Genomic DNA, 22,979 nt, shown 5'->3' with positions numbered 1-22,979 from the left:
ATGCCTCAGCGATCCAGCGGTTGAAATTGGCCGAAATGCCATATAGCGTCAAAATCATGCCAAATGCAGACCACGCCAATCTTCTCGGCCCGCATGTTGTCGCCCTCGTCTATGACGGGCTGTGCACGTTCGAATTCGGCGTCGCTTACGAAATCTTCGGTCTGCCGCGTCCGGAGATGGGGGAGGATTGGTATCGCTTTTCCGCCTGCGCGATCGAGGACGGCCCTCTGCGCGCCGCCGGTGGGCTGACGGTGCAGGTCGATCATGGGCTGGAAGTCATTTCAGATGCCGACCTGATCGTCGTGCCCGGATGGCGAGGTATCGGGACGCCGGTCCCTACCCCATTGGTAGCCGAACTGCAGGCGGCCAGCCGCCGCGGCGTGCGCATCATGTCACTTTGCTCCGGCGTGGCGGTTCTTGCCGCGGCAGGATTGCTCGTCGGCCGAAAGGCGACGACGCATTGGCGTTATGTCGATTCTATCGCCGAGCGCTATCCGGACATCACCGTCGATGCTGATGTTCTCTATGTCGATGAGGATAGCGTACTGACGGCCGCCGGCAGCGCTGCCGCCATCGACCTCTGCCTGCATGTGGTGCGCCGCGATTTCGGACCTGACATCGCCAACAGCGTCGCGCGTCGTCTGGTGGTGCCACCTCATCGCGAAGGTGGCCAGGCGCAATATATCGAGACTCCGGTTCTGAGGCAGCGCGAAGGCGCGCGTCTGGGGCCTTTGCTTGAATGGATGCGCGAACGCCTGCAGGAAGAACAACCCATTACCGCACTGGCAGCGCGGGCCGGCATGAGCGTCCGGACCTTCCAGCGCCGTTTCGAGGCGACTACCGGCATGGCGCCGGGTGAATGGCTGCTCAGCGAGCGGCTGCGGCGAGCGCGAGACCTGCTGGAAAAGCAAGCTGCCATTTCGCTTGACGATGTGGCGGCGGCCAGCGGTTTTGGATCGCTCGCCACCATGCGCCATCATTTTCGGGAGAGGCTTGCGGTGAGTCCTAGCGACTACCGCAAGCGATTTGCAGCCCTCAAAGCAGTTCCAGGAAAAGCGCCTAGCGGTTTTCCGTCCGGAACTGCGTAAAAGCAAGGATGTAGAGCGCTTCGATGAAGCGCTCTATACCAGCCGGCTCTGTTCCGTCGCCGCTTCGATGAAGCTCGAGAACAGCGGATGCGGTTCCAGCGGCCGGGACTTCAGTTCCGGGTGGTACTGCACGCCGATGAACCACGGATGGTCAGCATATTCGATCGTCTCCGGCAGGACGCCATCCGGCGACATGCCGGAGAAGGTCAGACCGCAATCTTCCAGCTTCGCCTTGTAGTCGATGTTGACTTCATAGCGGTGGCGATGGCGCTCCGAAATATCGGTCGAGCCGTAGATCTCGGAGATCTTCGTGCCCTTCTTCAGAGTTGCCTTGTAGGCGCCGAGACGCATGGTGCCGCCGAGATCGCCGGATGCCGTGCGCTTCTGCAGCTCGTTACCCTTCAGCCATTCGGTCATCAAGCCGACGACCGGCTCCTTGGTGGGACCAAATTCGGTCGACGAGGCATGTTCGACACCAGCCAGATTGCGGGCCGCTTCGATGACGGCCATCTGCATGCCGAAGCAGATGCCGAAATACGGCACCTTGCGCTCGCGCGCGAAACGGGCTGCCAGGATCTTGCCTTCCGAACCGCGCTCGCCGAAGCCGCCGGGCACGAGAATGCCATGAACCTTCTCGAGATATGGCGCCGGATCTTCCTTTTCGAAGACCTCGGACTCGATCCATTCGAGCTTGACCTTGACTCGGTTGGCGATGCCGCCGTGATGCAGCGCCTCGATCAGCGACTTATAGGCATCCTTCAGGCCGGTATATTTGCCGACGATGGCGATGGTCACCTCGCCTTCCGGCGTACGGATACGGTTGCAGACCTCTTCCCACTGCTCGAGGCGCGGCTTCGGAGCCGGCTCGATGCCGAAAGCGGCCAGCACTTCATTGTCGAGGCCTTCCTTGTGGTAGGCCATCGGCACGTCATAAATATTCGCGACGTCGAGCGCCTGAATAACGGCAGATTCCCGCACGTTGCAGAACAGCGACAGCTTGCGGCGTTCAGCTTCGGGGATTTCCCGGTCGGCACGCACGAGCAGGATGTCTGGATGAATGCCGAGTGCCTGCAGTTCCTTGACGGAATGCTGTGTCGGCTTCGTTTTCAGCTCGCCGGCGGCCGGAATATACGGCATCAGCGTCAGGTGAACGTAGACTGCGGTGCCGCGCGGCAGATCGTTGCCGAGCTGGCGGATCGCTTCCATGAACGGCATAGCTTCGATATCGCCGACCGTGCCGCCGATTTCGCAGATCACGAAATCGTAGTCCTCATTGCCTTCCGTCACGAAATCCTTGATCTCGTTGGTGACGTGCGGAATGACCTGGACGGTTGCGCCGAGATAGTCGCCGCGGCGTTCCTTGTCGATGATGTTCTTGTAGATGCGACCGGTGGTGATGTTGTCGGTCTTCGTGGCCGATCGGCCGGTGAAGCGCTCGTAGTGGCCGAGATCAAGGTCGGTTTCCGCACCGTCGTCAGTGACGAAGACCTCGCCGTGCTGGGTCGGGCTCATCGTGCCCGGGTCCACGTTCAGATAGGGGTCGAGTTTGCGTAGGCGGACTCGATAACCACGAGCCTGCAACAACGCTCCGAGAGCCGCAGCCGCAATTCCTTTTCCGAGGGAAGAAACCACGCCGCCAGTGATGAATACATATCGCGCCATGGGAGTCACCGGATACCTTTTCACAAATGATTCCGCTAGCCCTAAAATTCGTTTCCGGAATTTTGGCTACATAACGCGGAATATGGACAAAACAAAACCGGCAGATCCGAGGACCTGCCGGGGATGATCTTCGGCGACCGGAATTACTTACCGGTCGGAACGCCGCCGTTGTCGGCTGGCGCAGGAGTCGTCGTCGCCGGCGCGGTCTGCTGGCCGGTCGCGGTCGGAGCCTGCTGGGCAGGAGCTGCCTGATTCGTCGCAGCGGGCGGCGTCGCCTGCGACTGCGGAGCGACTGCACCGCTGTTCGGAACGCCGCTATTGTCGGCCGGCTTCGCCGGGGTGGTTGCCGGGGCGGAACTCTTCTGGCCACCAAGCGAATCAAGAATGCCGTTACCCTGACCGGCCGTGCTCGGGATACGGTTGAGAATGTCGGTCGGCCGAGCTTCGAAGCGGGACAGCACGTTCATGCCGAGCGCGAGTGCGAAGAAGAGCGCCGCTAGAATGGCCGTCGTACGCGTCAGCGCATTCGCCGTACCGCGCGCAGACATGAAGCCCGATCCGCCGCCGATGCCGAGGCCGCCACCTTCGGAGCGCTGAATCAGCACCACGCCGATAAGGGCGACGACAACCATGAGATAGATGACAAGCAGTACGGTTTGCATAGGTCCAGTCCTGCCCGGTGCGGGCATCAAAAATAAAAGCTCGCGGCTCTTTACATGAGGCTCTCGCCTATTCCAAGTCCTTTTAAGGTCGGAACTCCGGGCAAGTTGTTGCTTCAGGCGAACTGCCGTTCGAATGCGGCATAAATGGCAAGGAAGTCGACCGCTTTCAAGCTCTGGCCGCCGACAAGCACGCCGTTGACATGCGGAACATCCAAAAGGTCACGCGCATTGGCGCCACTGACCGATCCACCATAGAGGATTCGCATATTCGCCCCCTCCTTGCCGAAGCGCTCGATGAGCTCGGCTCGGATGAACGCATGTGCTTCCTCCACGTTCTCCTGGGTTGGGACTACGCCGGTGCCGATCGCCCAGACCGGCTCGTAGGCGATCACAGTCGTCTGCGCCGTGGAATCATCCGGAATAGAGCCCACGAGCTCCCGCTTCAGCACCTCGAGCGTCTGGCCGCTGTTGCGCTCGTAAGCGGTTTCGCCGATGCAGACAATGGCGATGAGGCCAGCATCATGGGCCGCCTGCGCCTTGGCGCGCACCAGCATGTCGCTTTCCGCGTGATTCCTCCGGCGCTCTGAATGGCCGACGATGACGTGGGTACCAAAGCAGTCGGCGATCATCTCGGCCGAAATATCGCCGGTATGCGCGCCACTGACCTGCTGATGACAATCCTGTGCGCCGATGGCCAGCGGGCTGTCGTCGCAAAGTGCCGTCGCGACATAGAGCAAGGTGGCTGGGGGGCAGAGCAGCGTATCGATCTTCTCCGACAGCGGCGCCTTGACGCCGTCCGCGATCGCCTTGATCTGATCCAGGCTCGCGCGCGTGCCGTTCATCTTCCAGTTTCCGGCCAGAAGCGGCCGTATGGTCTTCGTCATTCCGATATTCTCCCCCTTGATCCGTCTTCGGACTAACAAAAAGGAAAGGGAAAGGAAAGTTATCGAATGCGGTCGAAATCGGCTCAAATCGTTTGAAAAAATGCTTATCCGGAAAATTAAGTCGGATTGCGAGAATGTTTCACGACGCCTGCGGATCGACGATCCAGTTGAGCACCTTGCGCCAATCGGTCATGCGCACCGGCGTTCCGTGATTTCCGGTTTCGAAAAGCGTGAAGCGTGTCGGATAGTGCGCTTTGTAAAGTTTCTCAAACAGGGCCTGCTGGTCCGCAGCCGCGTAGACCGGATCCTTGCTGCCATGCGTGAACCAGAGCGGCAGTTTTGCCTTGTAGAAGGCGCTCTTGGTGAAATCCGGATCGGTGACGCCGCTCAGGATCGCCATGCCTTTCAGGCGCTTGACGCTTTCGGCATCGCGGGTAATGCCCCAGCAGACGAAGCTGCCCATGGAGGCGCAAGTGAGGATCACAGGCTTGCCGCCCGACTGCTCGTAGGAATAGCGGATCAGCGCTGTGATATCGGCAACCCCGTTGCTGTCGAACCCTTTTACGCTCGGTGCGTAATAGGTGCCGCCGTTGCGGTAAGCCAGGTTCTTCAGCCGGTTGAAATTGCCGCCGAACGTATAGTCGTTGGAGCCAAGCCTGCGGTCGCCGCCGCGGCCGTGGATGAAGATGACGGTAAAGGCCTGCTTCGACGCCGGGCCTATGCGCGTAACATCCACTTTGCGGTCGCCGAGTTGTAACGTTTCGTCTTCCTGCGCCTTCCAGCGCACGCCGGTATCGACATAGGCCGGCTTCACGCGTTTTTCCGGAATCTGGTCGCGGCCGTTAATGTCACGCATCTCCTGGTAATCGATCGTCTGGAAGGCGCCGTTGTCGTGGCTTTCGATGACCGTCTGATTGGAAAACAGCTCGTCCTTGAACGGCTTCAACATATCTGCCGAGGCGGTCTGCCCTGTCGCCAGAAGCAAAATGCCCGAGATTGCGGACAGGATGGGCAAATGAGCTGTGGACATTGGCATGCGGATACTTCCTCCGATCGGCCATCGGGCTTGCCATTCTTCACCCGGCAACGCAAATCTCTTTACTTGAATTTGCCCCGTAACGGGGCGCCATCGCTCTTGTGCGCCGTTTCTGGCAGAATCACGATGATTCGCGAATAGCGGCGACAAATGCGATAATAAAGGGCTTTGGCCCCTCCAGGACAAATCTAGTAGCTCGAAGTTCTATGGATAACAGCAACGATCTCTTCTCCGGTCTCCCCCGCCCGTCGAAACCGGAAGCAGCGGAAAAGCCGGCCGTAAAGGCAGAAAAGCCTGCCGCAGCGCCCGCGCAGCGGGCTGCTCCGACGACGTCCTCGTCGGAGGAATATGGCGCGAGCTCCATTCGTGTTCTCGAAGGGCTCGAGCCGGTCCGCATGCGCCCCGGCATGTATATCGGCGGTACGGACGAAAAGGCGCTGCACCACCTTTTCGCCGAAGTCATCGACAACGCCATGGACGAGGCGGTCGCCGGCCACGCCAATTTCATCGAGGTCTATCTCGACCGGCAGGGCTATCTGACCGTCACGGATAACGGCCGCGGCATCCCCGTGGAAAATCATCCGCAGGTACCCGGCAAGTCGACGCTCGAAGTCATCATGACCAAGCTGCATGCGGGCGGCAAATTCGATGGCAAGGCCTATGAGACCTCGGGCGGTCTGCACGGCGTCGGCGTCTCCGTCGTCAATGCGCTGTCGGATGATCTGGAAGTCGAAGTCGCCCGCAATCGCAAACTCTATCGCCAGCGCTTCTCGCGCGGCCTGCCGGTCGGTGGCTTGGAGGAGCTGGGCGATGTGCATAACCGCCGCGGCACGCGCGTTCGCTTCCATCCAGACCCGCAGATCTTCGGCGATCACGCTCGCTTCGAGCCGGCCCGCGTTTTCCGCATGGCCCGTTCCAAGGCCTATCTGTTCGGCGGCGTCGAAATCCGCTGGAGCTGCGATCCCGAGCTGGCGCCGGAAGGCGCCGATGTTCCGGAAAAGGCGGTTTTCCATTTCCCCGGTGGCCTGAAGGATTATCTCAAGGCGACGATGGGCAATGAGTTCACCGTTACCCGCGAGATCTTTGCCGGCAAGTCGGAAAAGGAAAGCGGCCACGGCTCGCTCGAATGGGCGATGACCTGGTACGGTGGCGACCCGCAGATCCACTCCTATTGCAATACCATTCCGACCCCGGAAGGCGGCACGCATGAGGCGGGATTCCGCATCGCTCTCACCAAGGGCCTGAAAAACTACGCCGACCTCACCCAGAACAAGCGCGCGGCCAATATCACCACGGACGACGTGATGATTTCGGGCGTCGGGATGTTATCGATCTTCATCCGCGAGCCGGAATTCGTCGGCCAGACCAAGGACAAGCTTGCGACCGTCGAGGCCCAGCGCCTCGTCGAGAACGCCCTGCGCGACCCCTTCGATCACTACCTCACCGACAATCCGGGCGAAGCCGAAAAGCTGCTGGAATGGGTGATCGAGCGCTCGGAAGAGCGCATGCGCCGCCGCAAGGAAAAGGAAGTCAACCGCAAGACCGCCGTGCGCAAGCTGCGCCTGCCCGGCAAGCTGGCGGATTGCTCGCAGAGTGCTGCCGAAGGCGCCGAACTTTTCCTCGTCGAGGGCGATTCGGCAGGTGGCTCGGCCAAGCAGGCGCGAAACCGCACGAACCAGGCGATCCTGCCGCTGCGCGGTAAGATCCTCAACGTCGCCAGCGCCGGCCGCGAAAAGCTGTCGGCCAACCAGCAGATCACCGACCTGGTCCAGGCGCTTGGCTGCGGCACCCGCACGAAATACCGCGAGGAAGACCTTCGCTATCAGCGCATCGTGGTGATGACCGATGCTGACGTCGACGGCGCCCACATCGCTTCGCTGCTGATCACCTTCTTCTATCAGGAGATGCCCGAGCTGATCCGCCAGGGTCATCTCTTCCTGGCCGTCCCGCCGCTCTACAAAATCACGCAGGGGTCGAAATCCATCTACGCCCGCGACGACGCCCATCGACAGGAGCTGATGTCGACGGAATTCAAGGGCAAGGGCAAGGTCGAGATCAGCCGCTTCAAAGGTCTGGGCGAAATGTTGCCTGCCCAGCTCAAGGAAACGACGATGGATCCGTCCAAGCGTACGCTCCTGCGCGTCGAGATCGACGAGGTCGATTTCGAAGGAACCCGCGATGCCGTCGACAATCTGATGGGCACCAAGGCCGACGCTCGTTTTCGCTTCATTCAGGAGCGGGCCGCCTTTGCCGAAGACCTCGATATCTGACGGCAGGCCAATCACTGATTGCTATGCCTGAGCGATCTCGCGATATTTTACCGGATTGTCGGGTATCCGTTACGAAGGCGTCATGGATGAATGTGTAGATGGCGGCATTGCTTTAGGTGCTGCCATTTTACTATTCGGGTTGACGATTTCGCCATGTTGAAGCCATTCCTGACGACTGCCGCCGCTCTCCTCTTCGCTAAAGCCGCTTATGCGCTGGATATCGGAACGACGATCGAGGTGCCCTGCCCTTTCGGCGATTGCAAGGCCGGCATCAGTCTTTCCTATCTCGGCAACTACGATATTCCGACGGGTTTCATGGAGAATGGCGTTGAGGTCGGCGGCCTCTCGGGCATCGATTTCGATCCGTCGACTGGCCGTTATATCGCCATCAGCGACGACCGCTCCGAAAAGGCACCGGCCCGGTTCTACGATCTCGACATCGATGTCGATGCGAGCGGCTTGAAGGGTGTCGCGGTTGTCGATCATGTCACGTTGAAGGACAAGGATGGCCAGCCCTTTGCCATCAAAAAGGTGGATGGCGAGTCCATTCGTCTGGGCAAGGACGGGATCTACTGGACCAGCGAAGGCGACGGCAAGGCGCTGCTGCCACCCTTCGTGCGCGTCGCCAATCGCGACGGCAGTTTCCTTCGCGAATTCTCCTTGCCTGATGGTTTTGCGCCGTCCGCGGACAAGAGTGCGGGCATTCGCGATAATCTCGCCTTCGAGGGCACCACGTTCCTTACCGGCGGAGACGTTCTCATCGGTACGGAATCGGCGCTCTACCAAGATGGTCCCATCACGACTCTGACAAACGGCGCGCTTGCACGCCTCATCCGCTATGACGCGGCGACCGGCCAGCAGAAGGCGCAATATGTTTATCCAATCTCGCCTATTCCGCAGGCGCCGCCGATGGCGAACGGTTGGAATGACTTCGGCTTGTCCGAGATTCTGGCGCTCGATGATCGTCATCTCCTGTCGGTCGAGCGCGGCTTTGCCCAAGGCATCGGCAATTCGGTCGTCATCAATATGTTCGATCTCGATGGCGCCACGGACGTCGCCAATATTCCATCGCTTGCGAAGACTGATCAGCGCATCGTGCCCGTGCGCAAGACGCAGATCATGGATCTGCGTGCCCTCGGTCTTGGCCCCGACAATATTGAAGGCATTACTTTCGGCAAAGCGAAAGACGGCAGCGATCTATTGATCCTTGTCGCCGACAATAATTTCAATCCGACACAAAAGACGCAGTTTTTCGCGTTCAAGGTGATCAGGCGCCCTTCCTGATATCTCGCTTCAGTCGTGCTAATGTCATGGCCGCATAATAGAGAGGCTTTAAAGCCGTTGCTCTTGAAACGGCCTAGATCATACCCCATAACCGGATGATCTAGTAAAGAGGGGCGAAGTAAGACCGGTGGGTGTATTTGAACGTCATAAGCCGAGGGAGCATCGGTGGCTGGGACCAAGCGCGCATGCGCGCATGCCTTTGATCCCGTCCATTTCCGCTGCGCGCTGGCTGCTGATTCTGATTGCCATTGCCGGCATCTATTTCTTTTACGGCTTTCTCGTCCCGGTTCTGGCCGCAGCGGTGATCGGCTTTGCCACCTGGCCGCTTTATAGCGACATCGTGCGCCGCACCGGCGGCAATACGACGCTTGCCGCCACCATCGCCATTGCATTCATCGTCACCTTCCTGGTTTTGCCGATCGTCCTTTCCGCCATCTACATGGCCGGCGAGGTGCGCGACTGGTTTGGCTGGGCGATCCATGTCAACCGCGAAGGGGCGCCGCCGCCGCAATGGATTTTGGCTCTGCCCGTCATCGGCTCCTGGCTCGGTGAGCAATGGGTGCAATATGTCGGTAGCCCCGGCTCGCTCGGCGAACTGGCTCAGCTCGTAAGCGGCGCGCATATCGGCAACATCTACCGGGCCGTGCTTGCAGCCGGCGGTGGTGCATTCCATGTCGTGCTGACCTTGCTTTTCATGCTGATCGCGCTGTTCTTCATCTATCGTGACGGCGCGACCTTCGTTCGCCAGGTCGATCTGCTCGGCGAACGCATCCTCCCCAATCGTTGGGAGCGGATTTCCCGTGTCGTGCCGGCGACGATCAGCTCCACCGTCATGGGCATGACGCTGATTGCCATCGGTGAAGGTATCGTTCTCGGCGTGGCCTATTGGATTGCCGGCGCTCCCTCGGCCATCACGCTTGGTGTTCTCACCGGCGTCATGGCGCTGGTGCCGGGCGGCGCGCCACTTTCGATGTCGCTCGTCTCGATCTATCTCGTTGCCAGCGGCTCGCTTTGGGCCGGTATCGCCCTCTTCCTCTGGGGCACGATCGAGCTTTTCATTGTCGACAAGACGCTTCGTCCCAAGCTTGTCGGCGGACCGATCAAGCTGCCGTTCCTTCCAACCTTCTTCGGTCTGGTGGGCGGCGTGAAGACCATGGGTTTCCTTGGCCTCTTCATCGGCCCGGTCCTGATGGCGATTATCGTCGCCATCTGGCGCGAATGGATTCGCGAGGCCGAACTGACCGAGGAACAGCAGGCGCAGGAACCGGAACTGCAGCTGCATGTTCGGGACGCTGCCGAAGGCTAGTTGTTTAGCTGGTCTGCTCCAGCCGCTTTTCCATGAATAGGCTCAACGGGTCCGGTTGATAGCTGCCGAACGCGGGAATTTCGAAATACCCGAATTTTCGGTAAAGGCCGATCGCTTCCGGCTGATATATACCAGTTTCCAGCCGGACCGCCGAAAGGCCTCTTTCGTGTGCTGTTGCTTCGAGCGTCTCCATGAGCTTGCGCGCGACGTTGCGGCCCCTGGCGGCCGGATCGACGAACATACGCTTGATCTCGGCTGTGCCGTCACCGGCTTCCACCAGCGCGCAACATCCGACGATCACATCTTCAACTCTGGCAACCCAGAAGGTCACGTCCGCCTTCTCCAGCGAAGACAGATCAAGCATATGGTTGCTCTCAGGCGGATAAAGCGACTCCGCATAGGCGCTCGACATGTCGAGAAGACGGATCACGCCTTCCTGACGCGGGGATTCGACAGCAATCGTCAGCGACAAGATAAACCTCGGAAAATAAACCGACTGCTGGATATCATGCAGCGGCAAGCGCTGCCAGTGCAGCGAAGCTGCGCGCGGCCTGCCGCCGTTCGGCGTTTGCAAGCCTCTCCACCATGTCGAGGAGCTGTGTCGCAGCGCCGGGCGCAGGCTCCGCCAGGCGGAATTTGCGCATCAGGCGCGAAGAAATATCTTCCAGCATCGCATTGCCGTTCTTGCGGGAGGATTCGCGCCATATCATCGTCGCCTCGACGAAGATCGTGCTGATATCCTTGGACAGGCCCGCGCTTTCATAGAGTGCCCGGATCGCATAGACGCGGCCTCTTGAAATGATGGAGCGCACGCGCCGCTCGTCGTAGCCGGAAAGATTGGTGATCGCGCTGGCGAAGAAATCGACCTTGCCGGAGCACAACGCATGCATCAGGAAAGCCGGTGTCAGCCAGCCACTCTGCCTCAGGTGCTCGACCAGATCTGGCAATTGCTCGTGCTGTGCCGTTCCCGCGATCGTGACGGTTGCGGCTTCGGTTGCTTCACGCGTTACCTGCTGCAGCCTGGAGTTACCGACAAAGCTCTGGACGAGAGCCGATTCCGAAAGCGCGTCGCTGATCTGACGCATCAAAAGGTGCCTGATATCCAAAGACAGAATGTCTCGGGAAAGAAGCAGCCCGCGTATGTCGGCGCAATCGCCCAGACGCTCGGCAATACGTTTGAGCGAAGCCTGTGAAAGCAATGCGCCGTCATTCTCGAGCAGACACAGGATTTCGCTTTCTCCACCGATCTCGGCAAGCGCAGCGCAAACTGCACGCGGCACCTGCCCGCGGGAGGCGATGAGAATCCGCGCCACATCGCTGCCATGCAATGCAAGGTCGACAAGATCGGCATCGGTGAACACAGGCGAAAACAGGATGATCTGCCCCGCAATCTCAGGCTGATCCTGGGCAAGGGACAGAATGACATTGCGCGGCGCGCTAGCCGAATGGGCGACGGCTTCAGCGAGCGCCAGCCGCACCCGAGGAGACGGATCGTCGAGCAGATAGGTCATGGCCATCTGGGCGGCGTCACGCTCTTCTTTCGGCATCTCCGACTGCAGATAGGCCCTGCCGAGCGCATTGGCCGCCCGGCTTCTGCTTTCTGCCTTGGCGGTTTCAGCCCAGCGAAGGAATGCTTCTATAATCACGTAACGCCCCGATATCGACGAGGCGATTCTTGCCCCGCAAATTCATATGCATCATGTTATCGGGCAAAGGTTTACGGGACGTTTACCTTGCTTATTAACCTTTCGCCCATAGACATGAGTGGCGCCCCTCAGGGCGCCTTTGGCCTGATCATCTCAAAGACGTCGCTGCCCTCGCTATAATCCATGTAGCCCATGCGCGCGACGGGACGCGCCAGCGCCATGTCCAGCCTGCCGTTGCGAATGATCGTCTCGTCGATATGGATGCCGACGACCTGGCCGATGACCATGATGTTTTCCGACGGCTCGCCATCAAGGCCCTTCGGCTCCAGCACTTCCGTCACCCGGCATTCGAGAACCGCGAAGGCTTCGCCGACATAAGGTGCATCCACGAGCTTGCCTGGTTTCGCCGTCAGGCCAGCCAGCTCGAATTCGTTGATGCCATAGGGAACGGCAATGGATGAATGGTTCATCTTCTCGACGATATGGCGGCTGACGAGGTTGGCGGTAAAGACACCGGTTTCCTCGACATTGCGCACGCTGTCCTTTCTGCCGGCGGAAGAAAACATCACAAGCTTCGGCCGGTCGCTGACGGCGTTGAAAAAGGAATAGGGGGACAGGTTCAGCGAACCATCCCTGCCCTTGCTGCCGATCCAGCCGATCGGCCGTGGCGCGACGATGGCTTTGAAGGGATCGTGTGCCAGGCCATGACGATTGGTGTCCGTCGTATAGAACATCACGCGTCCTCGCCGCCGACCCATGTTACCGTTTCAGCAAGTTCCGGGCGCGGACGTTCGACCGGCGGAAAGCTTGTCGAGCCGATATGGATGAAGCCGGCAACCTTCTCGCCCGGCTGGACGCCGAGAAGCGGATAGGCGCGCTCATCGAAGGCGAACCATTCGGTCAGCCAGTTAGAGACCCAGCCATGGGCATTGGCCGCAATCAGCAGATTCATGCACAGCGCACCTGCCGACATCAGCTGCTCCCATTCCGGAATCTTGAAATGCGGCGCTGCCTTGCTGACGACTGCGATGACGACGGGGGCACGGGTAAAGCGAGTCCGCTCGACCTGGATCATCTCCTCCGACAGGTCAGGCTTGGCTTCCAGCGCGAGCTTCAGCAGCTCCTCGCTGATACGCGCACGCTCCTCGCCGCGATAGACGATGAAGCGCCAGGGGGCGAGCTTGCCATGATCCGGCACGCGCGAGGCCAACCGCAGAATCTCCCCGATCTCGGCCTTGCCCGGCCCCGGTTCCGACATCTGGAACGCAGGAATAGATCGGCGCACGGCGAGATAATCGACCAGCTTGATATCGGTTTTCATTGAGGAACTGCCTTCATTTTGGCTTGTGGTAGGATGAGGTCTTGAATTTGCCACCGCATTGGTTTTGAAGTGGCGTGTGTTTTATCGGAAGTCAATCGGTTGGTATCCATGTCAGGCATTTCATCCGCTCGCCGATTGAGCGCGGTTTTCGTAATGCTTGCGAGCATGAGTACGGCCGTCTCGGCACAGGAAGCGTTCAAGGAATTCAAGCAGCTCGACGGCAGCGTCAAGATGCCAAAGCTCAATGCTTTCGTAGCGCCGAATGGCGAGAATTCGTCCGCGCGTACATTGCGTGACGTTTCCCTCGAGGCCAAGCTCACGCCGCAGAGCGGCCCGCAGCAGCAGGGCCTTGCCTGGTATGTCTTCAGTCCGATAGCGGGTACCGACGGCAAGCTGCCGCTGGTCGCCAGTTCGCGTGGAGGCTCGGCCTCTTTCCACCTTTTGCCCGGCGATTATTTCGTCAATGTCTCCTTCGGCCGCGCCGGCGTTACCAAGCGACTGAGTGTTCCGGAGACTGGCGACACCCAGAAGCAGACGATGGTTCTCGACGCCGGCGGCATGGTCTTGAATGCCGTATCCGGACCTGATGTCCGCATTCCGCCGAATGAGCTGAGCTTCTCGATCTATTCGAGCGAAGCCAAGGAAGACGGCGAACGCGGTCTCGTCATGGACGACGTCAAGCCGAATACGCTGGTCGGCCTCAGCGCCGGCACCTACCATGTCGTTTCAGAATATGGCGAGGTCAATGCCGTCATCCGCGCCGACATCCAGGTGGAAGCCGGTAAGGTGACCGAGGCGACTATTCAGCACAGAGCGGCAAAGATCACGTTCAAGCTCGTCTCGGATTCCGGCGGTGAGGCGATCGCCGATACTGCCTGGTCGATCCTGACATCGGCGGGCGATATCGTCGGGGAAAGCGTCAGCGCCTTTCCGACCATGGTGCTCGCAGAAGGTCGCTACACGGCCGTCGCTCGCAACAAGGACAAGATCTATCAGCGCGACTTCACCGTCGCCGCCGGCATGAATACGGATGTGGAAGTGCTGATGAAGCAGCAGCAGCCGCAGGATGCCGATACCGAACAGCCCGCCCGCCAGCTGCCGATCCAGATGCCGCCGATGCGCCAAAGCCAGACACCGCCGGCGACGACCAATCAGCAGCCGCTGCCGACCTATGAACAATTGGCACCTGCTACAGGCGGCGATGATGGCGATAGCATGGATTGACGACGGCGACCCGAGTTTGGTCGCCGGCTGAAGTTATCGCAGTAGTCACCGTTCGGTGAGGAGAAGCCCGGTCCCCTTGCTGCTCATCCAGCCTTGCGCCGCAGCACCTTTCTAGGGGGTGCCATGGAGAAGACCGCCCCATAGAGCTTCGTCAGCAGATCCTTGCGGTCGCTACCCTCGCTGAGTGCTTCCCAGCTTCTGAGGGCGCCGATATGGGCGGTGATCGTACTGCCCGAGAGGCGCCGGAATTCGCGGATTAGCAGCGAAATGCGCAGGGTCATCGAGATGCGGCTCGCCAGATGGAACAGCCGGCCGTTCTGTCCCTCGAAATAGATGGGAATGACGCTCGCCCGTGCCGCCTGGATGAGCTTTGCCGGGAATATTTTCCAGGGCAGATCTTCTGCGCGACCGAAACCCTTCTTGGCGGTTGCCACGCCGCCGGCCGGAAAGACGATGATCGTCGTGCCTTCCTTGAGCAGGCGAACGGCTTCATGCCGAGTCTTCATATTGATCGCCATCGCCTCCTTGGTTTCCTCGAAGGAAACCGGCAGCGAATAGTCGAGCATCTCAGGTACTTTCAACAATTCGTTGTTGATGAGGACCTTGAAGGGGCGCCCCAATTGCTCGGCAAGCGCTAGGACGGCAATTCCGTCGCCGATGCCGTAAGGGTGATTGGCGACGATGACGATCGGCGCTTCGGGAATTTGATTGGGCGGCCACTCGCCCTTGATGAGCAGGCGCACATCGATGAGATCAAGCATCTTGCCAAAAACCCGCTCGCTCTTGCCGACAATATCAGTGCGCCAGATATCGTAGAGCCGGGCGTAACGGTCTCGGCCGGAAAGGCCTTCGATGGAGCGGATGAGCCAGCGCTTGATCCGCGTGTCCCGTTCATTGGCGTAGGATAATTCTTTGAATTCCAAGTGCGCGACGGGGCTGCCCCGCTCCTATGGTTCAGTTGCGTCACATGTTGCAGCCACAGCAACGCGTTGATTCATCAACTATATGAAAGCTGTATGTCACTTCTCTGACGGCACCCTGAAGGTGCCGCCAGATAAGGTGGCCGTCAAGCGGCCCTGACGCGTCGTGCTTCGCGCTTGCGCAGAACGTCCGGCGGCGTCGCTTCGAGAGACAGCGACGCGATCGCTTCGTCGAGCGACATCGAGGTCTGCGACTGGCTGCCAAGACGGCGGATGTTGACCGACCGCTCCTCGGCTTCCTTCTTGCCGCAGACGATGATGACCGGAACCTTCGTCACCGAATGCTCGCGGATCTTGTAGTTGATCTTCTCGTTGCGGAAGTCGGTCTCAACCGTGAGACCGGCATCGCGCAGCGCTTCGGCGACTTCTTCGCCATAGGCATCGGCCTCCGAGGTGATCGTCGCGACAACGACCTGCAGAGGAGATACCCAGAGCGGCATATGGCCGGCGAAGTTCTCGATCAGAATGCCGAGGAAGCGCTCCATCGAGCCGCAGATGGCGCGATGGATCATCACCGGCTGCGTCTTTTCGGAGTGCTGGTCGATATAGAAGGCACCGAAGCGCTCCGGCAGGTTGAAGTCGACCTGCGTCGTGCCACACTGCCATTCACGGCCGATGGCATCCTTCAGCGTATATTCGAACTTCGGCCCGTAGAACGCGCCCTCGCCCGGCAGAATACCGGTCTTGATACGCCCTTCGGACTGCGCCTCGATCGTCTTCAGCACGTCCATCATCACGCTTTCGGCGCGATCCCAGAGCTCGTCCGAACCAACGCGCTTTTCCGGGCGGGTCGAGAGCTTGACGACGATCTCCTTGAAGCCGAAGTCTTCATAGACGGACAGGATGAGATCGTTGATCTTCAGGCATTCGGCGGCCATCTGCTCGTCGGTGCAGAAGATGTGAGCATCGTCCTGCGTGAAGCCGCGCACACGCATCAGACCATGCAGCGCACCCGAAGGTTCGTAGCGATGAACCGCACCGAATTCCGCAAGGCGGATCGGCAGTTCGCGGTAAGACTTCAAGCCATGCTTGAAGATCTGGATATGGCCCGGGCAGTTCATCGGCTTCAGCGCAAAGACGCGGTCGTCGTCAGTGTCATCACCAGCGACGGTAACCTTGAACATGTTGTCGCGGTACCAGCCCCAGTGACCAGAAGTCTCCCAAAGCGACTTGTCGAGCACCTGCGGCGCGTTGACTTCCTGATAGTCGCCCTGCAGCCGCCGGCGCATATAGGACACCAGCGTCTGGAACATGCGCCAGCCCTTGCCGTGCCAGAAGACGACCCCTGGGCCTTCTTCCTGGAAATGGAACAGGTCCATTTCGCGGCCGAGACGGCGATGGTCGCGCTTTTCGGCTTCGGCCAGGATGTGCAGATAGTTGTCGAGATCCGCCTGCTCGGCGAATGCCGTGCCATAGATGCGGGTCAGCATCGGATTGTTGCTGTCGCCACGCCAATAGGCACCGGCCACCTTCATCAGCTTGAAGGCATTGCCAATCTGGCCGGTCGAGGCCATGTGCGGACCGCGACAAAGATCGAACCAGTCACCCTGGTAATAGATCTTCAGATCCTGACCTTCGGGGATAGCGTCGACCAACTCCACCTTGTAGCGCTCGCCTTTGGAGGCAAAGACTTCCTTCGCCTTCTCGCGCGACCAGATTTCCTTGGTGAACGGCTTGTTGCGCAGAATGATCTCGCGCATCCGCTTCTCGATGACAGGCAGATCATCGGGCGTAAAAGGCTCGTTCTTGGCAAAGTCGTAATAGAAGCCGTTTTCGATGACCGGGCCGATCGTCACCTGCGTTCCCGGCCAAAGTTCCTGCACGGCTTCGGCGAGAACGTGCGCGGTATCGTGGCGGATCAGCTCCAGCGCACGGTCGTCCGAACGGGTAATGATCTCGATCCTGCCGTCGGTCACCGGATCAGAAAGGTCGCGCACGGTGCCGTCGATGGCAATGGCGACAGCCTTCTTGGCCAGCGACTTGGAAATGGATTCGGCGACATCGCGACCGGTCGTGCCGGCAGCGAAGCTGCGCACGGAATCATCGGGAAATGTCAGGGAAATGGGTTGGGACATCGATATTCTCCTTGTCCAGTCCCGCCAACGAATGCGGGTGGTTTCAAAATGCGGACTAAGTAACCACTTACTTATATCCGCGCGCCTGATAGCTTTATTTCTCGATCTAGTAAAGAAAAAGCGGCGTTAGCTGCGGATCATCTCGGTCAAACCGCGCACCGTGTTCCAGTTTCGCATCGTTCCGACGCCGAGCCTCTTCGTCGTCAGGGCCGGCAGCATTTTTGTCTCGCTGGCCTTGAGACCGAAATCGATCCATAGATCGCCGTCGACAACAGCCAGACGCTCGCCCCGGCGGTATTTCGCAAGCGTTACCAGCACTTCGGGTTCGAGCGGCTGCCGCATCACTCGAACGATGACCTCGCTGCCAATCCCGTCGAGAAAGGGATTGCCGTTGGCAAGCCTCAACCATGTATCGGCATCGCGGACGATGATGTCGACATGCTTGCCGAAGGCCGCAGCAAAACCGGATTCAAGCCCGGCCTCGATCGATGCGATCGGCTGTGGCTCGGCCTCGAAAACGAGATTGCCGGTTGCCACCAGAGTGCGGGCATTGCGAAAACCCAAACTCTCCGCCATCGCCTTGAGGTCGGCCATGACGACCCTGCGGCCCGGGCCGAGAACAATGCTGTAGAGCAGCGCGACGTAGACCGCCATGCGGTCAGGCAGCCTTGTGCCCGAGACGGAAATAGCGCCAGGGCGTCCACCAGTGATAGCGGCGCTCCAGCTCATCGGGCACCGGATCGAGCCCACTCGTCCCACCAGGACCGCACCGGACGACGCGAAACAGCGTCATCCAGCCGCCAGCCCAGAGCCCGTGGCGAGCAACGGCTTCATAGCCATATTCCGAACAGGTTGGGATATGGCGGCAGGAATTGCCGATGAAGCCAGAAAGCGTCAATTGATAAAGGCGAATGAGGCCCATTCCGAAAAGCCGGTCCGGTGTCTTGCGAAAAGGTCCTGAATAGTTTCGCGATTTCGCGATCTTGTCACCCGCCGGTGATGTGTCGCGACGCGCGTGCCTCGGAGGAGCGGCACCGCCCTCGTCCTCACCGTCGTCCTGCATCAGACAGAATTGGCACATGGTCCGCAGCCCGCCTAGACCGCCGCGGCTGTTTTGGCATTCTCGCCCTGGCGAGCCGCCTCGATCTGCCCGATCGCATCCACGACGGCATCGAATGTCAGCATGGTCGAGGCATGGCGGGCCTTATAGTCCCTGACCGGCCTCAGATAGCGCATGTCCTCGAAACGTCCGTCCGGCCCCTCGCCGTCGGCCTTGAGCATGGCGAGCATGTCTTCGCGGGCCTTGCGCACTTCATCTGCCGAAGCGCCGACGACATGGAGGGCCATGATCGAAGAGGATGCCTGGCCGAGCGCACAGGCCTTGACGTCATGGGCAAAATCGGTCACCACATCGCCGTCCATTTTCAGCCAGATTTTTACGCGAGAACCGCACAGTCTGGAATGGGCCTGGGCACTGGCATCAGCGTCAGAAAGATTGCCGATGCGGCCGATATTGCCGGCAAACTCTAGGATTTTGCTGTTGTAGATGTCGTCCATCACAGATTTTGCTCCGATGCACCCGTTCGTGTTTCGTAACAAAAAACACAGCGTGTCCATTTCGGACACTTTCACAGGGACAATGCCATACTATATGTATGTCGTTCGAAGACCAACGAAATGCAATGGTCTTCTGTAAGTTTGATGGGAAACCGTGCAGGACGGCAGGCTTGTCCGCCAGCCAGAACGCCCCGGAGCCCGCCAAAGGTACAAAATCTCCGTACCTCGGGGAATGCCAGTGGCGAGTCCGACAAGATGATATCCGCGCAGCGGATCAGGAGAACCACAGGTAATGGACGCCATTGTAAAGAACTTTCCGCAAGTCACTGATTCCGAACGCCCGTCGCAGCAGGAAGCCGAAGACGCAATCCGCGTTCTCCTTCGCTGGGCCGGTGATGATCCGCGTCGCGAAGGCCTGCTCGATACGCCCGCGCGCGTTGCCAAGGCTTATCGCGAGCTCTTCGGCGGCTACGAACTGAATCCCGAGGATGTGCTCGGCCGCACTTTCGAAGAAGTCTCCGGCTACGATGACATCGTCCTCGAGCGTGATGTTCCATTCTACTCGCATTGCGAACATCACATGGTGCCGATCATCGGCAAGGCGCATGTTGCCTATCTGCCGAGCGGCCGTGTTCTTGGCCTGTCGAAGATCGCCCGTGTCGTCGATATTTTCGCGCGCCGTCTGCAGACGCAGGAAGCCATGACAGCTCAGATCGCCAACGCGATCGACGAGTCGCTGCGTCCGCGCGGCGTCGCAGTGATGATCGATGCCGAACATATGTGCATGTCCATGCGTGGCATAAAGAAGCAGGGTTCCTCGACGCTGACGATGACTTTCACCGGTGCCTTCAAGGCCGATCCGGCCGAACAGGCCCGTTTCATGTCTTTGGTCCGGGGCCGCTGACCAGGCTTCAACGAAAGAGCCGGAGATGAATGTGATTTTCAATGCTCCTTCTGAAGATAAATCCGAGCTGGAGGATGCCGGCGATTTCACGCCCCGTTTCGACGATCGCGGCCTGATTACCGCGATCGTGACCGATGCGCATGATGGCGAATTGCTGATGGTCGCGCATATGAATGCCGAGGCGCTCGCCCTGACGATCAAGACCGGCACGGCGCACTATTTCAGCCGCTCGCGCGGAAAAATCTGGAAAAAAGGTGAAACCTCGGGAAACCTTCAGACGGTGAAGGAAATCCGAACGGATTGCGATCAGGACGCCATTTGGCTGAAAGTGGAGGTCGCCGGACATGATGCGACGTGCCATACTGGTCGCCGTTCCTGCTTCTATCGAACGGTTGAGCTCGAAGATGGGAAGCCGGTGCTGAGCGTGGTCGACGATCACCTGCATTTCAATCCGGAAGAAGTCTACAAACAATAGACCTATCGGTGATGGTGTTTCAACAAGCCACAACCAGTATACGATTTGGAAACGAAAAAGGGACAGTATTTTAGCCGAGGCACACGGAGCCTCGGAGGAGGCGTAACATGCTGAATTGGGGGTTGAATCGTCATATCGGCGGACAGAGCTCGACCGGTTCAGGCCTCACGCAGGATACGTCTACCCCGCTTCTCCCTCCTAGCCCTCCTAAAAAAGTGAAGATTGCCCTGGCGCTTGGCGGTGGCGCTGCGCGCGGCTGGGCGCATATCGGCGTCTTGCGCGCGCTCGATGAAGCCGGCATTGCAGTCGGCATGATTGCTGGCACGTCGATCGGCGCCCTGGTCGGTGGCTGCTATCTTGCCGGCAAGCTTGACGAGCTCGAGGCCTTCGCGCGTTCGCTGACCATGCGTCGGATCGCCAGCCTGCTCGACCTCACCATCGGCGGTAGCGGACTGTTCGGCGGCATGCGGCTGACCAAGCGCATGCAGGAACATCTGGAAGGATTTTCCATCGAAGATCTCGACCGTCCCTTTGTCGCGGTCGCGTCGGAGTTGAATACAGGCCATGAAGTCTGGATTGCCAATGGATCGCTCATCACGGCGCTCAGGGCTTCCTATGCCCTGCCCGGCATTTTTGAGCCGGTTCGCACCAACGGCCGCACACTGGTCGACGGTGCCTTAGTCAATCCCGTACCGGTTTCGGTGTGCCGCACATATGAACAGCCGCTCGTGGTCGCCGTCAATCTGCACTACGATCTCTTTGGCCGCTCTGCTGTGGTCAAACACAATGTCGGACCGCCGAACGGTGATCTGCTGCGCCGGGAGGACCCTCCTTCCATGAAACTCGGCATGACCGGCGTCATGGTGCAGGCTTTCAACATCATTCAGGACAGGATCGCTCGCGCGCGTTTGGCCGGAGATCCACCAGATCTTGCGTTGCATCCTCGGCTCAGCGATATCGGCCTGTCTGAATTTCACCGTGCTGGCGAAGCTATAGAGCGTGGCTACGAAGAAACGTTGGCACGATTGACCGAAATCCGCCGCATGCAGGAAGCCTACGCGCGCTAAGGCGTAAATCAAACGCATATAGATTGGTTGGGCATCTCCGCCGCAAACAATGGAGACTCTGTCGATGCGGTACAATGCGGCCCTTGGTTTTGAACACCATACATTCGTTGCCGCAATCGACCCACAGGGTCGATTGCTTCGATAGCACCGAACCGCCCCTCACCCGGCGATATAGGCCTTGATCTGCTCGGCTTCGAGCTCGATCTCGCGGATACGCCATTTGACGACGTCGCCGATGGAAATGATGCCGGAAAGCTTGCCTTTCTCTTCGACGGGAACGTGACGGAAGCGGCGCATCGTCATCAGCTCCATCAATTCGTCGGTCGTCGTATCTTCCTTACAGCGATGTACCTTGGCCGTCATCATCGAAGCGATCGGCTTATCGAGGCATTCATGGCCATGCTTGGCAACCGCATTGACGACATCCCGCTCGGTGAAGATGCCGGAAATCTTGCCGCCCGGTCCGACGACCACGATGGCACCGATCCGATTCTCGTTGAGAATCTTCGCGGCCTCGCCAACGGTCGTATTACCGCCCGTCGTGACGACGTCGCGGCCCTTGGCTTCAAGTATGGCCTTTACGGAAACTGACATTCGATCCTCCCATCTCGAAAGCATGATGAACACTTGAAGCGTCCGATATGTTCCGAAATTACCCCCGGAGCTCAAACCGGCGCCTTGCCCGTCGGTCGGTCGATCTTGTCATCCCATGACCGACGGATAGCAATGGTGCGCCTGTGTCAGTAAGAAAGCAACAGCTCATTCATCGGGTGGTAAAGCTTCCTGAGCTTCCACAAGCGGCTGCCGGTCGAAGGGTGCAAAAAGCAGGAATCCGAACAGGAATCCACCGATATGAGCATCCCATGCCACCGGCTGCGAGCTGTCGCCGGCAAGGTTGATCCCGAAGGCGACGAGTGCATTGCCGGCGACCCACATGACGATATAGGCGACGACGGTGCGGCTTCGAAGCGACCCTAGAATACTGAGACGCGGGTTGAGATGCGCCTGCCGCATGGAGACCCGCCGACCGTCCATAGCCGGAAAGGCAAAGCGGCAAGCCGCCCCCATCAACGCCGAGACGACGCCGGACGCCCCGATCAGAAGCGTCTGGTCTCCCCAATAGAGCGCTGCATGCAGGAAGGCGGCGGCAGCGGACGAGAAAATCCAGAAAATCACATAGCGTAGAGGCCCGATACGTCGCGCCACCGGCGCGGCAAAGACCATCAGCCAAAGGCTGTTGAAGACGATATGCTCCACCCCGCCATGCAGCAGTGAATAGGTAACAGGCGTCCACAGCCATTCCAGCCCCTGCTGCGACAAGGGGAAGGCATAGCGGGCCGGGATGAAGCTGAAGGCAAAATAAATCCAGTTCAGCGTATCGTCCGACCACCATGGCAGGTTCATGACCGCGAAGATGACGATCAGGACAGCAAGGCTCGCCAGAATGGCAGGAGGCAGATTGAAGGCCGGGGCACGCTGCTGCGGCTGCGGATTTTCCGGCTCTGGGCGCGGCAGCTGTTCATCGTTCATGTCTTGCT

At 59.4% G+C, this 22,979-nt stretch carries 23 protein-coding genes; 8 read left to right on the top strand and 15 right to left on the bottom strand.

Annotation, left to right across the window (positions count from 1 at the left end):
* Window positions 1–35 precede the first annotated feature (35 nt).
* On the top strand, window positions 36–1,088 hold the full coding sequence (gene ftrA / locus AC13Q5_RS00250; RefSeq protein ID WP_488500542.1) for a transcriptional regulator FtrA: 1,053 nt from the start codon (window positions 36–38) through the stop codon (window positions 1,086–1,088).
* Window positions 1,089–1,121: 33 nt separating this feature from the next.
* On the opposite strand, the gene pyrG is transcribed toward ftrA, so the two are convergent.
* The 4 genes from pyrG to AC13Q5_RS00230 form a co-directional block, all read right to left on the bottom strand.
* Window positions 1,122–2,759: a CTP synthase gene (pyrG, locus tag AC13Q5_RS00245; protein WP_488501145.1), complete on the bottom strand. Its 1,638-nt coding sequence runs from the start codon at window positions 2,757–2,759 to the stop codon at window positions 1,122–1,124.
* A 134-nt stretch (window positions 2,760–2,893) separates the two neighbouring features.
* On the bottom strand, window positions 2,894–3,412 hold the full coding sequence (gene secG, locus AC13Q5_RS00240) for a preprotein translocase subunit SecG (RefSeq protein WP_075856944.1): 519 nt from the start codon (window positions 3,410–3,412) through the stop codon (window positions 2,894–2,896).
* Window positions 3,413–3,525: 113 nt separating this feature from the next.
* A complete protein-coding gene (gene tpiA, locus AC13Q5_RS00235; protein ID WP_075856943.1) occupies window positions 3,526–4,296 on the bottom strand; it encodes a triose-phosphate isomerase in 771 nt (256 codons plus the stop codon).
* A 139-nt stretch (window positions 4,297–4,435) separates the two neighbouring features.
* Window positions 4,436–5,332 (bottom strand): alpha/beta hydrolase, encoded by an 897-nt coding sequence (locus tag AC13Q5_RS00230; RefSeq protein ID WP_488500541.1) that lies wholly within the window; start codon window positions 5,330–5,332, stop codon window positions 4,436–4,438.
* Window positions 5,333–5,538: 206 nt separating this feature from the next.
* Between AC13Q5_RS00230 and parE the strand changes: the two genes are divergently transcribed.
* The 3 genes from parE (at window position 5,539) to AC13Q5_RS00215 (ending at window position 10,192) form a co-directional block, all read left to right on the top strand.
* Window positions 5,539–7,602, top strand: coding sequence for a DNA topoisomerase IV subunit B (gene parE / locus AC13Q5_RS00225; RefSeq protein ID WP_075856941.1), 2,064 nt, complete (start codon window positions 5,539–5,541; stop codon window positions 7,600–7,602).
* A gap of 153 nt (window positions 7,603–7,755) precedes the next feature.
* Complete coding sequence (locus AC13Q5_RS00220) at window positions 7,756–8,886, top strand: esterase-like activity of phytase family protein (RefSeq protein ID WP_488500540.1); 1,131 nt, start codon at window positions 7,756–7,758, stop codon at window positions 8,884–8,886.
* 127 nt (window positions 8,887–9,013) lie between these two features.
* The gene (locus AC13Q5_RS00215; RefSeq protein WP_075856939.1) at window positions 9,014–10,192 is read left to right on the top strand and encodes an AI-2E family transporter; all 1,179 of its coding nucleotides are present in this window, start codon (window positions 9,014–9,016) and stop codon (window positions 10,190–10,192) included.
* A 4-nt stretch (window positions 10,193–10,196) separates the two neighbouring features.
* On the opposite strand, the gene AC13Q5_RS00210 is transcribed toward AC13Q5_RS00215, so the two are convergent.
* The 4 genes from AC13Q5_RS00210 to AC13Q5_RS00195 all read right to left on the bottom strand — a co-directional run bounded on the left by AC13Q5_RS00210 (window position 10,197) and on the right by AC13Q5_RS00195 (window position 13,159).
* Complete coding sequence (locus tag AC13Q5_RS00210; RefSeq protein ID WP_208621608.1) at window positions 10,197–10,664, bottom strand: GNAT family N-acetyltransferase; 468 nt, start codon at window positions 10,662–10,664, stop codon at window positions 10,197–10,199.
* 34 nt (window positions 10,665–10,698) lie between these two features.
* Entirely contained in the window at window positions 10,699–11,853 is a 1,155-nt protein-coding gene (locus AC13Q5_RS00205; RefSeq protein WP_075856938.1) for a DUF2336 domain-containing protein, read from the bottom strand.
* Between the two features lie 113 nt (window positions 11,854–11,966).
* Window positions 11,967–12,572 carry a flavin reductase family protein gene (locus AC13Q5_RS00200; RefSeq protein WP_457880773.1) on the bottom strand — a complete coding sequence of 202 codons (606 nt, stop codon included), beginning with the start codon at window positions 12,570–12,572 and terminating at the stop codon, window positions 11,967–11,969.
* Window positions 12,572–13,159, bottom strand: coding sequence for a nitroreductase family protein (locus AC13Q5_RS00195; RefSeq protein ID WP_488500539.1), 588 nt, complete (start codon window positions 13,157–13,159; stop codon window positions 12,572–12,574). The genes AC13Q5_RS00200 and AC13Q5_RS00195 overlap by 1 nt, the downstream gene beginning before the upstream one ends.
* Before the next feature lie 153 nt (window positions 13,160–13,312).
* On the opposite strand from AC13Q5_RS00195, the gene AC13Q5_RS00190 reads away from it, so the two are divergent.
* Complete coding sequence (locus AC13Q5_RS00190) at window positions 13,313–14,383, top strand: hypothetical protein (protein WP_488500538.1); 1,071 nt, start codon at window positions 13,313–13,315, stop codon at window positions 14,381–14,383.
* Window positions 14,384–14,466: 83 nt separating this feature from the next.
* Here the strand turns inward: AC13Q5_RS00190 and AC13Q5_RS00185 are convergent, their stop codons facing one another.
* The 5 genes from AC13Q5_RS00185 to AC13Q5_RS00165 form a co-directional block, all read right to left on the bottom strand.
* A complete protein-coding gene (locus AC13Q5_RS00185; RefSeq protein WP_075856934.1) occupies window positions 14,467–15,306 on the bottom strand; it encodes a lysophospholipid acyltransferase family protein in 840 nt (279 codons plus the stop codon).
* A gap of 143 nt (window positions 15,307–15,449) precedes the next feature.
* The gene (thrS, locus tag AC13Q5_RS00180; protein WP_488500537.1) at window positions 15,450–17,438 is read right to left on the bottom strand and encodes a threonine--tRNA ligase; all 1,989 of its coding nucleotides are present in this window, start codon (window positions 17,436–17,438) and stop codon (window positions 15,450–15,452) included.
* A gap of 126 nt (window positions 17,439–17,564) precedes the next feature.
* Complete coding sequence (locus AC13Q5_RS00175) at window positions 17,565–18,092, bottom strand: DUF1697 domain-containing protein (protein ID WP_488500536.1); 528 nt, start codon at window positions 18,090–18,092, stop codon at window positions 17,565–17,567.
* Between the two features lie 4 nt (window positions 18,093–18,096).
* The gene (gene yidD, locus AC13Q5_RS00170) at window positions 18,097–18,519 is read right to left on the bottom strand and encodes a membrane protein insertion efficiency factor YidD (RefSeq protein WP_488500535.1); all 423 of its coding nucleotides are present in this window, start codon (window positions 18,517–18,519) and stop codon (window positions 18,097–18,099) included.
* A 14-nt stretch (window positions 18,520–18,533) separates the two neighbouring features.
* Entirely contained in the window at window positions 18,534–18,998 is a 465-nt protein-coding gene (locus tag AC13Q5_RS00165) for an iron-sulfur cluster assembly scaffold protein (RefSeq protein ID WP_143525598.1), read from the bottom strand.
* Window positions 18,999–19,287: 289 nt separating this feature from the next.
* Here AC13Q5_RS00165 and folE point away from each other — a divergent pair, with 289 nt between their 5' ends.
* The 3 genes from folE (at window position 19,288) to AC13Q5_RS00150 (ending at window position 21,441) form a co-directional block, all read left to right on the top strand.
* Window positions 19,288–19,899: a GTP cyclohydrolase I FolE gene (folE, locus tag AC13Q5_RS00160; RefSeq protein WP_075856928.1), complete on the top strand. Its 612-nt coding sequence runs from the start codon at window positions 19,288–19,290 to the stop codon at window positions 19,897–19,899.
* A gap of 25 nt (window positions 19,900–19,924) precedes the next feature.
* Complete coding sequence (gene hisI, locus AC13Q5_RS00155) at window positions 19,925–20,374, top strand: phosphoribosyl-AMP cyclohydrolase (protein WP_075856927.1); 450 nt, start codon at window positions 19,925–19,927, stop codon at window positions 20,372–20,374.
* Between the two features lie 107 nt (window positions 20,375–20,481).
* Window positions 20,482–21,441: a patatin-like phospholipase family protein gene (locus AC13Q5_RS00150; protein ID WP_488500534.1), complete on the top strand. Its 960-nt coding sequence runs from the start codon at window positions 20,482–20,484 to the stop codon at window positions 21,439–21,441.
* Window positions 21,442–21,600: 159 nt separating this feature from the next.
* On the opposite strand, the gene AC13Q5_RS00145 is transcribed toward AC13Q5_RS00150, so the two are convergent.
* A complete protein-coding gene (locus tag AC13Q5_RS00145; protein ID WP_075856925.1) occupies window positions 21,601–22,035 on the bottom strand; it encodes a CBS domain-containing protein in 435 nt (144 codons plus the stop codon).
* A 165-nt stretch (window positions 22,036–22,200) separates the two neighbouring features.
* Window positions 22,201–22,971 carry a rhomboid family intramembrane serine protease gene (locus AC13Q5_RS00140; RefSeq protein WP_488500533.1) on the bottom strand — a complete coding sequence of 257 codons (771 nt, stop codon included), beginning with the start codon at window positions 22,969–22,971 and terminating at the stop codon, window positions 22,201–22,203.
* Between the last annotated feature and the right edge of the window lie 8 nt (window positions 22,972–22,979).

It is taken from the genome of Martinezella sp. CNPSo 3964 (genome assembly GCF_057784375.1).
This window is presented reverse-complemented; position numbering and strand designations above follow the sequence as displayed.